Origin of the sequence: Stutzerimonas stutzeri, from assembly GCF_000935215.1 — a bacterium.
GTDB lineage: Bacteria > Pseudomonadota > Gammaproteobacteria > Pseudomonadales > Pseudomonadaceae > Stutzerimonas.
The window spans coordinates 1-13,326 of sequence record NZ_JXXD01000078.1; the positions used below are offsets into that span (position 1 = coordinate 1).

Annotated in this window: 20 protein-coding genes and 1 pseudogene; 15 read left to right on the plus strand and 6 right to left on the minus strand. The window is 57.0% G+C overall.

Features of this window, described 5'->3' with window-relative positions; translation table 11 throughout:
• Positions 1–101: OprD family porin (locus tag LO50_RS25350; protein ID WP_161794481.1), on the plus strand; the 101-nt coding region annotated here is incomplete at its 5' end.
• Positions 102–222: 121 nt separating this feature from the next.
• Here the strand turns inward: LO50_RS25350 and LO50_RS25080 are convergent.
• The 4 genes from LO50_RS25080 to LO50_RS24650 form a co-directional block, all read right to left on the minus strand.
• A complete protein-coding gene (locus tag LO50_RS25080) occupies positions 223–384 on the minus strand; it encodes a hypothetical protein (protein WP_162836509.1) in 162 nt (53 codons plus the stop codon).
• Between the two features lie 168 nt (positions 385–552).
• On the minus strand, positions 553–762 hold the full coding sequence (locus LO50_RS09410; RefSeq protein ID WP_042921263.1) for a hypothetical protein: 210 nt from the start codon (positions 760–762) through the stop codon (positions 553–555).
• A 193-nt stretch (positions 763–955) separates the two neighbouring features.
• Positions 956–1,810, minus strand: a complete 855-nt coding sequence (locus tag LO50_RS24080) for a Dam family site-specific DNA-(adenine-N6)-methyltransferase (RefSeq protein WP_152623960.1) — start codon at positions 1,808–1,810, stop codon at positions 956–958.
• Entirely contained in the window at positions 1,807–2,955 is a 1,149-nt protein-coding gene (locus LO50_RS24650; RefSeq protein WP_152623961.1) for a hypothetical protein, read from the minus strand. Before LO50_RS24650 ends, LO50_RS24080 begins: the two co-directional genes overlap by 4 nt.
• Positions 2,956–3,026: 71 nt before the next feature.
• Between LO50_RS24650 and tnpB the strand changes: the two genes are divergently transcribed.
• Both tnpB and tnpC read left to right on the plus strand, forming a co-directional pair.
• A complete protein-coding gene (tnpB, locus tag LO50_RS09415; protein WP_011914302.1) occupies positions 3,027–3,386 on the plus strand; it encodes an IS66 family insertion sequence element accessory protein TnpB in 360 nt (119 codons plus the stop codon).
• Between the two features lie 18 nt (positions 3,387–3,404).
• Complete coding sequence (tnpC, locus tag LO50_RS09420) at positions 3,405–4,967, plus strand: IS66 family transposase (protein WP_041755699.1); 1,563 nt, start codon at positions 3,405–3,407, stop codon at positions 4,965–4,967.
• A 239-nt stretch (positions 4,968–5,206) separates the two neighbouring features.
• Here the strand turns inward: tnpC and LO50_RS09425 are convergent, their stop codons facing one another.
• Positions 5,207–6,139: a ParB N-terminal domain-containing protein gene (locus tag LO50_RS09425; RefSeq protein ID WP_044314818.1), complete on the minus strand. Its 933-nt coding sequence runs from the start codon at positions 6,137–6,139 to the stop codon at positions 5,207–5,209.
• A 181-nt stretch (positions 6,140–6,320) separates the two neighbouring features.
• A complete protein-coding gene (locus tag LO50_RS24655) occupies positions 6,321–6,701 on the minus strand; it encodes a hypothetical protein (protein ID WP_152623962.1) in 381 nt (126 codons plus the stop codon).
• 471 nt (positions 6,702–7,172) lie between these two features.
• Here LO50_RS24655 and LO50_RS09430 point away from each other — a divergent pair, with 471 nt between their 5' ends.
• The 12 genes and pseudogenes from LO50_RS09430 to LO50_RS09475 all read left to right on the plus strand — a co-directional run.
• Positions 7,173–7,445 (plus strand): hypothetical protein, encoded by a 273-nt coding sequence (locus LO50_RS09430; RefSeq protein WP_037019588.1) that lies wholly within the window; start codon positions 7,173–7,175, stop codon positions 7,443–7,445.
• 96 nt (positions 7,446–7,541) lie between these two features.
• On the plus strand, positions 7,542–7,691 hold the full coding sequence (locus LO50_RS24905) for a helix-turn-helix domain-containing protein (protein ID WP_161794482.1): 150 nt from the start codon (positions 7,542–7,544) through the stop codon (positions 7,689–7,691).
• Positions 7,688–7,861 carry an Arc family DNA-binding protein gene (locus LO50_RS24090; protein WP_044314819.1) on the plus strand — a complete coding sequence of 58 codons (174 nt, stop codon included), beginning with the start codon at positions 7,688–7,690 and terminating at the stop codon, positions 7,859–7,861. The genes LO50_RS24905 and LO50_RS24090 overlap by 4 nt, the downstream gene beginning before the upstream one ends.
• Positions 7,862–7,900: 39 nt before the next feature.
• On the plus strand, positions 7,901–8,239 hold the full coding sequence (pflM, locus tag LO50_RS24095) for a lysogeny maintenance protein PflM (protein WP_080902086.1): 339 nt from the start codon (positions 7,901–7,903) through the stop codon (positions 8,237–8,239).
• Positions 8,240–8,797: 558 nt separating this feature from the next.
• Positions 8,798–9,178 carry a hypothetical protein gene (locus LO50_RS09440; protein WP_044314820.1) on the plus strand — a complete coding sequence of 127 codons (381 nt, stop codon included), beginning with the start codon at positions 8,798–8,800 and terminating at the stop codon, positions 9,176–9,178.
• A gap of 15 nt (positions 9,179–9,193) precedes the next feature.
• A complete protein-coding gene (locus LO50_RS09445; RefSeq protein ID WP_008567547.1) occupies positions 9,194–9,373 on the plus strand; it encodes a hypothetical protein in 180 nt (59 codons plus the stop codon).
• Positions 9,370–9,597, plus strand: coding sequence for a hypothetical protein (locus LO50_RS09450; RefSeq protein WP_019406439.1), 228 nt, complete (start codon positions 9,370–9,372; stop codon positions 9,595–9,597). Before LO50_RS09445 ends, LO50_RS09450 begins: the two co-directional genes overlap by 4 nt.
• A gap of 22 nt (positions 9,598–9,619) precedes the next feature.
• Complete coding sequence (locus LO50_RS09455) at positions 9,620–9,841, plus strand: hypothetical protein (protein WP_019406438.1); 222 nt, start codon at positions 9,620–9,622, stop codon at positions 9,839–9,841.
• A 133-nt stretch (positions 9,842–9,974) separates the two neighbouring features.
• Positions 9,975–11,210: a hypothetical protein gene (locus LO50_RS09460; protein WP_052816812.1), complete on the plus strand. Its 1,236-nt coding sequence runs from the start codon at positions 9,975–9,977 to the stop codon at positions 11,208–11,210.
• A gap of 9 nt (positions 11,211–11,219) precedes the next feature.
• Positions 11,220–11,549 (plus strand): hypothetical protein, encoded by a 330-nt coding sequence (locus LO50_RS09465; protein WP_044314821.1) that lies wholly within the window; start codon positions 11,220–11,222, stop codon positions 11,547–11,549.
• 3 nt (positions 11,550–11,552) lie between these two features.
• A complete protein-coding gene (locus LO50_RS09470; protein WP_044314822.1) occupies positions 11,553–12,770 on the plus strand; it encodes a zonular occludens toxin domain-containing protein in 1,218 nt (405 codons plus the stop codon).
• Between the two features lie 69 nt (positions 12,771–12,839).
• Positions 12,840–13,326: pseudogene (locus LO50_RS09475) on the plus strand (hypothetical protein); the annotation flags it as partial.

Below are 13,326 nucleotides of genomic sequence, written 5' to 3' on the forward strand. Positions count from 1 at the left end.
ACCTCGGCTTCAAGCTGCGCAACGCCACCACGCGAAGCAACTTCCAAAGCGATCTGGACGAGAACCGCTTCATCGTCAGCTACAGCCTGCCACTCTGGTAAGCACCACGCCGCAGCACCTCTCCTCGTTGGACTTCGCCGGGCTTGCGCCCGGCTTTTTTCGGACATGAAAAAGGCGACCCTCGGGCCGCCTCTTTTTTATTCCGCCGCCTTGCCTCTCGGCTCAGCTCTGCTTGGTATTACGCCGCAAAATCTCGTTCACCCGCTCAGCGGTATACACCCGCTTCGCCTCGTCGCTCGGCTTGTGCCGAACATCGAGCATCACACCCGCACTGATTGCCAACGCACAAACGATCACCGAGACCGCAGACAGCAACGTATTCATCACACGCCCTTCAGACACCAAAGAAACCGCTAGCGGAGGATAGCTCCCCGCGAAATGGCGCCGATTCTGCGCCGCACCACGGGTAACGTCAACGGCAAGAGAAGGCGCCACAGCCCGCTGATACCGCGGCCTCAGAAGAACCTGTTCGCCAGCCTAACGCCCCAGCTTTCACGGCACCGCAATCTGCAAACTGCCCAAGGCAAACCGCACAAACACCGCCCAACCGACGGCACTGATCAGACCCAACGCCAGATAACCCACCACAATCCCCAACGCGATCTGCTTCCACAGCCCGGCATGGGGATCACGGTTGTAAACAACCGGCTCGACGGAATGAACATCCCGCTCGGCACGGATTTCATCAAAACGGTCACGCATGGTTTACCTCGGTAAACGGAACAGCAAATAGGTGGAACGACAAAGGGCGGCTAGCTTTGGCGAGGCGCCTTTGAATGTCTAGTGAATGTCGCTGGACGGGCGAGCGGCGCATTATGAATCGCTTGCCGAGGACCCCACTGAGCCCCAAAGCCCCAGAAATCGGGGCCTTTAGAGTCCTGCCGGCCTCATTACTTCAGAGTCTTTCATCAAAACCTAACGATGTAGTCACTGTCACTGTCTCCCCTGAGCGAATTAATAGCTCATCGTATTTCCCCCTAAAGTTAGAGGATGCAGCGATTACACTATGTCTGTTTAGAGTATCTAAATGGAAAACATCTTCATAAAGCTCTTGAACTGCCGGATGGTGCGCATTAGTTGATATAACCGTGCACCCTCTACTAGCTGCCTGCTTCAAACTTTCACTCAGACGTATCTGATCTTCCCAGCTAAATATCTTCTCATTATACTTAACAAAACCGTTTAAATTATGCTTCACCGTATATGGCGGATCAGCAAAAACTAAGTCCCCTGCCTCAGCCATCGCAATGGCTCGCTCAAAGTCCCCGGCAAGAAGCGTCGCACCAGCTAAGTTCCTGGATAACAAACCGAAATCATCTGTAGGATAAATAGCGTTTACCTTAGTACCGATAGGAACATTAAACTCACCCTGTAAATTTACTCGATACAGCCCATTCCAGCACGTCCGATTCAAATATATGAACTTCGCCGCCCTAGTATGTGCAGCCCTTGGCTTTGACGACCTAATCTTGTAATAATATTCTTTACTATGCCTAGAATGGTGCATAGTTAAAGCAGCAAAAACGTTTTCCCAATCTTCTTTGATAGCTGCATAGGTGTCTATTAGCTCTTCATTGAGATCCGACAATATTGCTGAACTCGGCTGCAAAGCAAAAAAAACTGCACCACTACCAAGGAATGGTTCAATATATCGTCTAAAGTTTAAAGGGAAAATATTTGAGTGACTATCTATCAGCCACCGCTTCCCCCCTGCCCACTTCAAAAAAGGAGTGGATTTTTCTATCGTCACGCTATTCCCCAGAGAGCGCCCAGCTCAATTCTTGCTAAAGAATTAATGCTGGCACCTAAATCTTTATGAACCTCAAACCAACAGTCATTGCCGCCTGAGCTAACCCACTCATTAAGATCCTCAAGCGACATATCAATTGTATCCCAAAGTTCAATTGGTGAATCGGGCGGAGCCACACTTGACCATAAACCGCTTGCAGTACCAGTATGCTTCCACCAAAATTCTAAGTCCTGCAAGCTCAAGCCAGACCTTCGGAATAAATAATTTGTGGCCGCACTAGCAACTCTCAACAGAAGATAAGCGCGCGATATAACTTCGAGATACTGAAAATCATCATGAACACCTGAAGTTTTGCTAGCAAAAATCAGGAACTCAGGATCACTGACCGTCGCCTTTCGACAAAGAAAGTCAGTGTAAATCCCGGCATTTAAGTTGCGACATGTCTTCGCCACCCGCTCAAGGTAATCTTTACCAAGATTGGTTTGAACTTTTGCCTTATATACTTTCTCAAGCGCACCACGAACCAAGAACTGGTCCAGCAAAATAAACGGCGATGCGCCTGGCTCTGTATTTGTCCAAATATCCCGAATAAAAGGCGCCAATTCACGTGGCTTTTTACACGGCGACACATAGTTATAATTAACCCTATAGCTTACTTCGTTCCTAGATTCTCTGTCCTGTGAGAACTGCTGCAAATCCAATCCCCAGTTACTAATCCACTCTGCACCAGTTAGACTGAACGTTGCTGTTCCCTGAAACTCTCTTAGCCATTCATTCAACGTGCTGCCAAATGCATTTATCTCCTCTCCTAGCAAAACACCTGATGTTTGTAAGCCGCCCCACTCCTGTAGGGCAAGCCAAGCCATTTGATGAGTTGGTACTTTTCCAGGAACGGCAACAATGCTCCCGCCCGCGTCAATTACAACATGGCGATTGTCAAAAACTCCAATCCCGCTTGCTGCCAAAATGGACATTGCTGCGCGGAGCTCGGCGTAGTAGGCCACATGCCTCGCAATACCTATTTCACCTCGATAGCTAGCCTTGAGTGCTTCCGCAAGATATGACCAGCCATCGTAAAAGTGAAGTACTGTTGATGTAGCAATAACGTCCGCAAGATCTGGCTCAACAAATGGTAACCGCGCCATGAACCCCACCTTCAAACCCGCGGCCTGAGGCCGGATGCTGAGCTCCCGATTCCCTCTGGAGCTTACCCGGCATGATGCGTCCCGATGCCAAGGTCGAAAAAGTCTACCTCTACCCCCAACCCGTGGACTTTCGAAAATCCATCGACGGTCTGGCCGCTCTGGTCGAACTGGATATCAAGGTCGCCGTGTTCGACCCAGTGCTGTTCGTCTTCCTCAACCGCGCCCGCAATCGGGTGAAGATTTTGTATTGGGAGCGCAACGGCTTTTGCCTGTGGCTCAAGCGCCTGGATGCCGAGCGCTTCAAGTCGCACCCCGAGCCCGGTGACGCGGCCATCGTGCTGACGGCCCAGGAATTGAACTGGTTATTGGACGGCATCGACCTCTGGCGCAACCGCCCGCACCAGGTGCTGACCCCACGTTTCGTGACCTGAACCGGTATAATCCACGGCATGCTGACCATGCCCAAAACCCTTCCCGACGACCCGATTCTGCTCAAGCAGTTGCTGCTCGCGGCGAGCGCGCAGATGTCGGAAAAGGACAAGGCAATAACGGCCAAGGACGGGCAAATCGAGCACCTTCGCGAACAAAATGCGCTGCTGCTCCAGCGCCTGTTCGGCCGTAAATCCGAGCAGAGCCCCGATCCCGACTCGCCGCAGCTGGCCATGTTCAACGAGGCCGAAAGCCTGGCCGACCCGGCCACGGCAGAGGCCGCTGACGATGCAGAAGAAGGCGTTGCGCCGCTCAAGCGCCGCGGCAAGCGCAGGCCGCTGCCGGCCGAGCTGCCGCGCATCGAGGTCCTCCATGAGCTGCCCGAACATGAGCTGACCTGCGTCTGCGGGTGCCGCAAACACGTCATCGGCGAAGACACCAGCGAGCAGCTGGAGATCGTGCCGATGCAGATCCGGGTGATCCGCCACATCCGTAAAACCTACGGCTGCCGGGGCTGCGAAGCCGCGCCGGTGACCGCCGACAAGCCGGCGCAACTGATCGAGAAAAGCCTGGCCAGCCCCAGCCTGCTGGCCACGCTGCTGACCGCCAAGTACGTCGACGGCCTGCCGCTGCACCGTTTCGAAAACGTGCTGAGCCGTCACGGCCTCGAGCTTTCCCGCCAGACCCTGGCGCGCTGGGTGATCCAGTGCGGCCAGCAGCTGCAACCGGTGCTCAACCTGCTGCGCGACCAGCTGTTCGACAGCCGCGTGATCCACTGCGACGAAACCCGGGTGCAAGTGCTCAAGGAACCGGACCGAGCGCCCAGTAGCCAATCTTGGATGTGGGTGCAAACCGGCGGCCCGCCGGATAAGCCGGTGATCCTCTTCGACTACTCATCCAGCCGCGCGCAGGAAGTGCCGTTGCACCTGCTCGAGGGCTATCGCGGCTACCTGATGACCGACGACTACGCCGGCTATAACGCCGTGGCCGCGCGGGACGGCGTCGAACGCCTGGCCTGCTGGGCCCATGCGCGGCGCAAGTTCGTCGAGGCGCAAAAGGTGCAACCCAAGGGCAAGACCGGGCGCGCCGACATCGCCCTGGGCTTGATCAACAAGCTCTACGGCATCGAGCGCGACCTCAAGGCGGCGAGCGACGAAGCCCGGCAGGCCGGGCGGCAGCAGCACAGCGTGCCGCTGCTCGCGCAGCTACGCGCCTGGCTGGAGAAAACCCAGCCCCAGGTCACCGCGCAGAATGCCCTGGGCAAGGCGCTGAGCTACCTGGCCAGCAACTGGAGCCGCCTGGTGCGCTACGTCGAAGCCGGCTTTTTACCGATCGACAACAACGCGGCCGAGCGGGCCATCCGGCCTTTCGTTATCGGCCGCAAGAACTGGCTGTTCAGCGACACGCCCCGGGGCGCGTCCGCCAGCGCCCAGCTCTACAGCCTGGTGGAAACCGCCAAGGCCAACGGCCAGGAACCCTACGCCTACCTGCGCCACGTCCTCGAACGACTGCCTCAGGCCCAGGCCGTCGAGGACTACGACGCGCTGCTGCCGTGGAACTGCACACCGACCCTGCCTCGCTAAACGAAACACCCAGCGGTCAATAGGTGGTGTTCGTGGATCGCGTACAACAAATGGACCTTGACCGGTCAGTAATGCTTGTATTTTTGCACGCGCGTCCGTTCTGTAATTATTTGTTTGCGCTATCAACTGGCTATTCGAAAAGTTGCTTGCTGCACGCACCAATGCTCTTTCCGTGGCATTAGGACAAGCAAGAGCTAAAACGTTTTTTTGATTGGCGTTTAGAATCATAATATCGCCCCTTAGTAGCGTAGCGCTGTATCTGCCGCATCCACCACCTCGCCGCTGCCACTATTATGAGCGATATGTTCTAAAAGCTTCTTCTTCAGCTCCACGTACCCGCCACTACCTCTAAATCCCTTGCGGATCAATCTTTCTTCTTCGCTAAGCTCATCAGCGGCAGAGCTGCGCCAATCGAATGAAGCCAAGCAATCTGCCAAATCGGCCAGCATGGGAAATATATGATTTCCATGAAGGCTCCGTATTTCATTGGTGACGGCATCCTCTGTCACATCACCTACATCCTCACAGGGCTCCCATTCAAGCAGGCGCCATTCATGTATCTTACAAGTAAAAATGTCATTTACCGCCAACCAAAGAGCTCGAATACCCTGATCACTATTTAAAAGGGTTTTCTTGCCAAACATAGCAGGATCGTTCGCTGTATCAACCCAATCAGCATTGATTTCTTTTCTAAGCACATTCGCCCATTGATACTGCCCTTTTTGGAGATTGCTGTATAACTCTCCACCAGTACAGATTAAGAAAGCTGCCTGTTGAGCCCTTGTCCAAGGAACAACATTTTCTTTTGCATTAACGACCTCACCGAAGAGCCCACCCTTACTCTTCTTCAAGTCGATGGGCTTAATAAAGGCGCTAATAATTGTCCGAATCCAAGAAGCCTGACGCACATACGGATTATTAGGCGTCGCCAACATATCAATTTTATCTTTCCAAGGGCTTAATGGGTGAACCCAAAGCGTTTCAACAAGCTCCTGAGCTCTAGCCTCTTTATAAACTTTATGCCCTTCCTTTTCGAGCCAATCTTCAGCCCTAAGCAGCGGATACATATCAAAGGCCAGGCTAGCATTAATTTTTACTGGCTTTATGTTAATTGACCAGAATAGGTATGCCTGCCAACTAATATCAAGACCAAAGAAGGCAATCACAGGCATTTCGAAATCAGGACTGGTTTCTTCTTCAAATGCCCAGAGACGGTGCTGCCCATCAATAACCTCAATAGGCGCGATAGACTTTGGCTTCCAGTCTTCGCCATCATAAGAAGAAGGAAGAACAAATTCAGCAACCCTTCCATTCTCCTCAATAGTTATGAGGTCCTCTGGAGCAACCTTCTTATCACTTCGGCTCTGGCTTTAGAATATTGATTACTATACCTGTAGGCAGCCAGCCAGGCTTTCTCAGAGACTCGTGCTCTCCACTGTCTCTTATTCCTTCCTTAAGGTCACAGTAAGGATACCCAAACCTCACAAACTCTTTTATATCTTCAGAGCGCTGTTTGTCATGCCGCCGCTGAATACCTAAGTCTTCTGCTCGCGCAGTGCCTGATTGAGAGTTTCTGCGGTAAATTGCAGAGAGCCTTCTTAGATCCACCGCCTTCATAGATAGAACCATGAAAAACTTAGGCGGCTCTGACCTATACTTAGCCCCATCCCAGCGGACTTTATCCCACTCTTCATGCCATTGATGAACTTTGATCGCAGGAACTCTAATGGTCATGTCGTCAATCCTTTTTTCTTTATATAGTTAAGTGCAATCTCGGGCGTACCAGCGTTTAGCAACTTTCCGTGTTATAGCTATCCCGCGCTTGGACTGCTCAAGTTTCGATTAGCCTCGTCATAGTCGGGGCTTGTCTGGCCATTCTCTGGTCTCACTTCGCCAGTAAGCAACCACCACCGATAGCTTGGAAACACCCTTCCCAGGATCTCGACTTCGTTCGCCCCGATGCGGGCCTTTCCTCTCTTTATGTTCTGCCATCGCACGTAGTCAGTGCTGCCAGAGTCAGCCAGAGTTTTGAGGCTGGCGATCTCCAGTAATCGATAGCCCCTATCGGTTATCCCTTCGCTCATTGAAAAATGCCATAGATGTTTTATGTACATTTGGCGCCGCTAATGTATTATGGACACATGTATTAAGTACATGCTCTTCCAGTCGTAGCGCTGATAATGATCGGATTATAGGGGTAATCACATGGAACAGTCTGGAGTAGTGGGGCTAACCATCGAAGGCCAAGCCGAACGGATCGTCAGCTTTCGGGAAGCGCCGTTCTGCACGCAGTACGTGCTGGCTGAAATGATGGGCGTCGAGCAGATCACCGAGGACGTGGTGCGCGGCTGGGTGGAAACCTACACCCTCCCGACCGTGAAAATCGGCCGCCGCCGCGTCATCAACCTGCACCGCATCCGCCGCGACATCGAGCGCGGCAAGTCGGTGTTCTGCCAGGGGGATTACGCCGATGAATAGCGACATCCTTTGCGAAGTCCTTCGCTTGCCGGCATTGGTGCGACCGGACTCTAGCGTGCTGCTGCGTAGCTGGGTGCTGGAACAGGAGTGGACCGCATGAACCCTCCTCTCTATACGCAAGCCGCCTTCGCCGCTCTGGCCGGTGTATCCGTAGATATGGTCGCTGGCTGGGTCAGAACTGGCGCCGTCGAGAGCGTGAAGCTGGGCAAAACCCGTCTGGTGCGTTTCCCGGGGGTGAACCCATGAGCCGCACAGACCCGCAATTCAAGCTGCGCATGCCTGCTGCACTCCGCGCCCAGGTCGAGCAGTCCGCTTGGGCTGCGCGCCGCTCCCTGAACGCCGAAATCGTCCTCCGCCTGGAAGCGTCATTCGCCCAGGTTGCGCCCAGCACCAACGAACAGGAGCGCTCCGCATGATCCGCGCCGCCTACGGAAAGCCAGGGGATGGGATGACCTATGTCGAAGCCGACCAGCTATCTACGCCTTCCGCATGCACCGGACTGCGACTGCTCTGTCTGCTGGTCCGGACGCGAAGTGGCGAACCCCGCTCCCTCCCCGTTCACACGCTGCGCCCAATGCCGCCCCGCGTATGCGCGGCCGATTCGCACGCTGAAAATGGGCTGCGTCGGTGGAACCTGGAAGCCTCTGCTCTCGGAGTGGAAAGTGGAACCGGCCTTTATCTGCGAGAAGCACACGCCACCCGACCGCCCCGCGAAGTGGTGGAGCGTTATCTACGACTCGGGCAAGCCAACGCCCTACGTCCCGATCCACGAACCGTTCGAGCTGGTGGGGTGAACGCATGAACGTCATCACCGTGTTGCTCGTGCTTAGCCAGTCCCTGACGGTGGTAGCCATCGGAGCAATTCTCACCGCCATGCCGCAACTCGGATTTGATCAGGTCCAGGGCCGCGCTCCCGGCTCGTCGGATCACGCTTCACCGATCCGGCGAACGGAAGCACGGGCGAAGCGAACCCTTGACCCTGCACGAACAGAAACAGCCTCCGCTCGTGAGTGTGGGGCAGCTTCACCGCCCCGCGCTCCCGAGCCCTCGGCGGCAAGAGTGGGATGACAAGGGCAAAGCCCTTGGTGTTAATGAACTATCGATGAAATTAATAGTGTGAAAGTTTAAACACCTGACTATCCCACTGTATTCCACAAACTAACGGCAACTATGAAAGTTGTTTAGCGATGATAAAAACGCTTTCCAGGCGTGTATAACTAGTACCACAAACCCGTTGCAAGCCGCGTAAACCCAGGCAAGAGGCGAACTTTAACAGTTCCTCTGCTCGGGCTCTCTCGGCCCGCAAAAAGGCAAACCGCGCAATAACGCGCAACTAACTGAGGAAACACAAGATGGCACGTTCGACTATGGAAGTTGCATTTCTCGGCACTCAGAAACTCGCCTTCAGCCAAAACGGCAGCGAAGTAAAGATCGTTAAAGTCTTCTATGGCGATGAGCCGGACGGCCAGACCGAAAACGGCCTGTCCATCGTCAGCATGGATGTTCCCCTGGAAGTGGCCGACGAAGTGTTCGCCTCCGGCGCCAACTTCGAGCCGCTGGAAACCGTGCGCATCCACTTCGAGATCGCCCGAGCCGGTAAACAGAAGGGCAACAATCTCTGCCTGCATCTGGAATCGGTGAAGCCCGCCACCCAGGCCACCAAGCCCACCCAGCAGCCGACCCAAACCGCCAAGCCAGCCGGCACCCAGCCGGAACAGGCCAAAGCGAACTAATCGGGAGGGGCGGCCATGCTGATCGATGACCGGGTGTACTGCGACTGCTGCGGCAACGACATGGGCAAGCTCATGGCGCTGCCCGCGCCGCAAAGCGACCTGCTGCCAGACCTCAGCCTGCCGCCCCATTTCGCCGTCTGCCCTGACTGCGAGCCCTCCGAACAAACCGCCGACCTCGAGCAGGCCGGCGAATGACTTACGCGCTCACCTGCGACGGCACCGTCTCGGTCGATGCAGGCGGAGCGCCCCTGTGTTCCGGGGGCTGGGTCTTGGTCCAGCTTCCAGAACAGTTCGACCCCAGCCAACTGGACCCCGCGGTATTGGCCCAGGTGTTCGGGATCGGATTCACGCTCGTAACCACTGTGCTGTTGATCGGCATCGGCTGTAAGGCCGTTCTCGACTTCCTCAAGCACGCCTGAAAACCCATTTGGAGTGACCACCATGCAAAACCTCAAACGCGTCTCCCGCGATCTGGCCCTCGCCGTTCCCTTCGCCATCGCGGCGTCTGCCTCCCACGCCGCCGGCTGGGACTACAGCACCCTGACCGATGGCGTGGACTTCTCGACCATCGCAACCGGTGTCCTCGCCGTCGCAGCCCTGCTGGCAGCGGTTTATGCCGGCATCAAGGGTGCCCGCGTCGTCCTCGGCTTCCTGCGTTCGTAACGCTCACCAGCAACCCGGGCCGGCCTAGTGCCGGCCTTTCTCTTAGCGAGGTAGCCATGCAAGCGCTCTGGGAGTTCGCCTTCTTCTGCATCGGATCGGCCTGCGCTTACGCGATCTTTTCGAGGTGGTAGGGATGAAAGCTCAAGGCCGCATATGCAGCTTGTTGCTGCTGTTTTTCTCGTTGCTGTCCATGCAAACAGCGGCAGCAGACGAGTTCTTCTGGCGGGCCAACTACTCGGGCGGCATACCCAAGCCAACGCCGCTTGAATCGTGCAAGGCGGCAAATACCAACGTCAGCTACGTCAGCAAGGTCGATGACACGCGATACAACTGCCATCAGTACAACGGCCCTGTTCTGTTTCAAACGCTCCGCTATGCCATCAGCTGCACCAATGCCCAGCAATGGGATTGGGACGCCGGTCGGTGTGTCGATATTCCTCAGCCCAAGCAGTGCGAAGCCACCAACGGCCAGACCGTCAGCCACGAACATCTGATGAAGGCCGCTGTGGGCCAGCCGACCATTGACCCTCCGGGCTCGGTCTGCGGTAACGGTTGCCAGTACGCCTTCACCTACACCGCCGCCTCCAACGTCTACGTCTACACCAGCGGCAACCCGCCTGGTGTATTCGGCGTTTACGCCTATACCGGCAACGGCATCGAGTGCAACGAAAGCACGCTGCAAACGCCCGGCAACCCGTCCGAGGGCGATACCCAGGATCCGGATGACACACCGCCACCCGAGGATGGCGACAAGTGCCCCGAGGGCTACACCTACAACGGCACATTCTGCTCCCCGGATACCCCGCCAGATCCTGATCCGGACCCGACCGACCCAACGGACCCAACCGATCCCACTGACCCCGACGATGGCTCGGGTGATGGTGGTTCAGGCGGGGGCGGTTCTGATGGCGGTTCCGATGGCGGGTCGGGTGATGGCGACGGCTCCGGCGATGGTTCGGGTGATGGTGACGGCGGCAGCTCGGGCGGTGGCGATGGTGGCACCGGTACTGGTGATGGCGAAGGCGAGGACGAAGAAGGCGAAGGCTCCGGCCCTGGCTTCTGCGATGGTGGTGACTGCTCGTTCGTCGCACCGAGCTACTTCGACGGCGCCGACAAAGTGCCGGGGTTCGACGAATCCCTGTCCCGCGTCTTCGATGGCATCCGCAATTCGCCCCTGGGCAGCGCGGTCGGTGCCATTTCCTTTCCGTCCGGCTCCGGTGCCTGCCCATCCGGAACGGTGACCTTGTTCGGCAAGCCGATCACCTTCGATGGTCATTGCGCCCTGTGGGGCGAGATCTCCGGAATCTTCTCCGCGCTCATGCTGGCCGTCTGGTGCCTGCTGGGCGTTCGTATCGTCCTGTCCTCGTGAGGTGCCGCCATGCTTGAGAAGCTAGGTCGTTTCATTGATTGGGTGTGGGCGTTCCCCGCCCAGATATTCAAATGGCTCCAGGATGCCTTCGACTCAGTTATCGACTTCATCGAAACCCTGCCGCAGTGGATCTTCTTCCAGCTGTCCGAAGGCATCGTCTCGTTCTTCAATGCCATTCCGGTGCCGGACTTCTTCTACCAGGCCGGCGGCGCTATGCAGTCGATCCCGTCAGAGGTCCAGTTCTTCGCCTCCATGTTCCGGCTCGACTTCGGCGTCACCACGGTGCTGCTCGCGTACCTGATCCGCTTCGTCATCCGCCGCCTGCCGATCATCGGGTGACCTATGGCCATCGACGCATACACCGGCATGCCCGGCCATGGCAAAACCTACGGAGTCGTTGAGCACGTCATCATCCCCAGTCTGAAACAGGGCCGGCATGTGGTGACGAACATCCCGCTCGAGGTCGATGCGTTGCTGGCCGAGTTCGGCGGCACCATCGTCCAGCTACCGGCAGACTGGTTCGAACGCCGCGATCTTTCCGAGCTGGCCCCAAACGGCTGCGTGCTGGTTCTCGACGAACTCTGGCGCCGCTGGCCCAAGGGGCAGAAGACCAACGCGGCGGCACTCGAAGACAAGGCGCTGTTGGCTGAACACCGTCACCGGGTCGATGAAAAGGGCCAGTCCATGCGCGTGGTGCTGGTTACCCAGGATCTGGAGCAGATCGCCACCTGGGTAACCCTGCTGGTCGAAACCACCTACCGCATCGTCAAGAAGTCCAAGAAGTACTACCGGGTCGATATCTACCGGGGTGCTGCCAAGGGCCAGCGGCCACCGAAAACCGCTCTCCTGCGCCAGACCGCCGGGACCTTCAAGCCAACCGTGTGGTGCTACTACAAGTCGGCCACGCAATCGGCCACGGGTGATGTGGGCGACGAATCCAAGGCCGATGGGCGCGCCTCGCTTTTGCGCTCCTGGGGACTGTGGGGGCTGATTGGCATCGTCACCGTGTGCGGTGTCTTTGGCGTCATGGGCGTGCGCTCGTTCTTCAGCACGCCGGTAGTTCCGAAGTCGCCCGCGCCCGCTCCTGTGGCAGCGCCTGAACCCAAGCAAGCACCGTCGCGCACCTCCCGCGCCGCTACCGCCGTGTACAGCAAACCCGAAGGGCCGGTCATGTCGATGACATGGCGCGTGGGCGGCTACGTCATGGCCCCGGTGGGTTCATGGCGCCCACCTGCACCCCAAGAGCCGGAGTCAGACGCGATTTACTGGCAGAACACCGGAAACGCCAAGCCGGTGAGCAAGACCGCCCGCGTCGTCCTCGTTTCGAACAGTGGCCTGACCCGCGTTGTACCGCTCGGGGAGTGCCGCTTCTTCGCCGGACAGATGGATATGTACTGCGACATCGACGGCGAACGCATCACGCCCTGGACGGGCCGTGGAGCGGTTACCAGCGTGATTGATCCAGTGGCGTCGCTTAGCTCTACGCGCCGCGAGCCAGACGCCGGCGGTCGCCAGCGTAGCGCATCGGGCGCCGGCGTCGGCGCGGCGGCGCCCCGCTGACGTCCCTGTAACACGTCAGATAACCACTACTAAGCAACCACAGTAATCCAGAGTAAAGGGGAAAACGGAATGGCCAATAAGGACTTCAAACGAATCGACCTCATGACCGGGTTGGAAGACTCGCAAAGCAGACTATTCGTCGACCCGGGCACCGCTCGGATAGTCGATCTATCCAAGGTCCGCTTGCTGCGTTGCGGCGTCGATACGGTCCGCCAGCTGTATCGCGGACTGATCCGTCCCGAGATCATGGCGCTGTTTGAGAAACCGGGCGCAATGGTCCAGTTCGCTGGCGAGTTCTGGCATGCCGGTCGGGTTGGCCGGGACTCGGGCTACCAGTACAAGCTCCAGAATGCCGACCTCGGCTTCATCCTGCTCATCAAGAACTTCAACGCCAAGCTGGACCAGATCGGCCCACACCTGAAAATCGAAGTGTCACCGCACGCCATCGACGCGTTGTCACCTGAGCGTCTGCAAGAGCGGATGGACTACTACGCCGCAGCCGTAATGACGCACCGCGAACGCAACCAGTGCGCTGTCCATCTGGCGTTGGATCTCC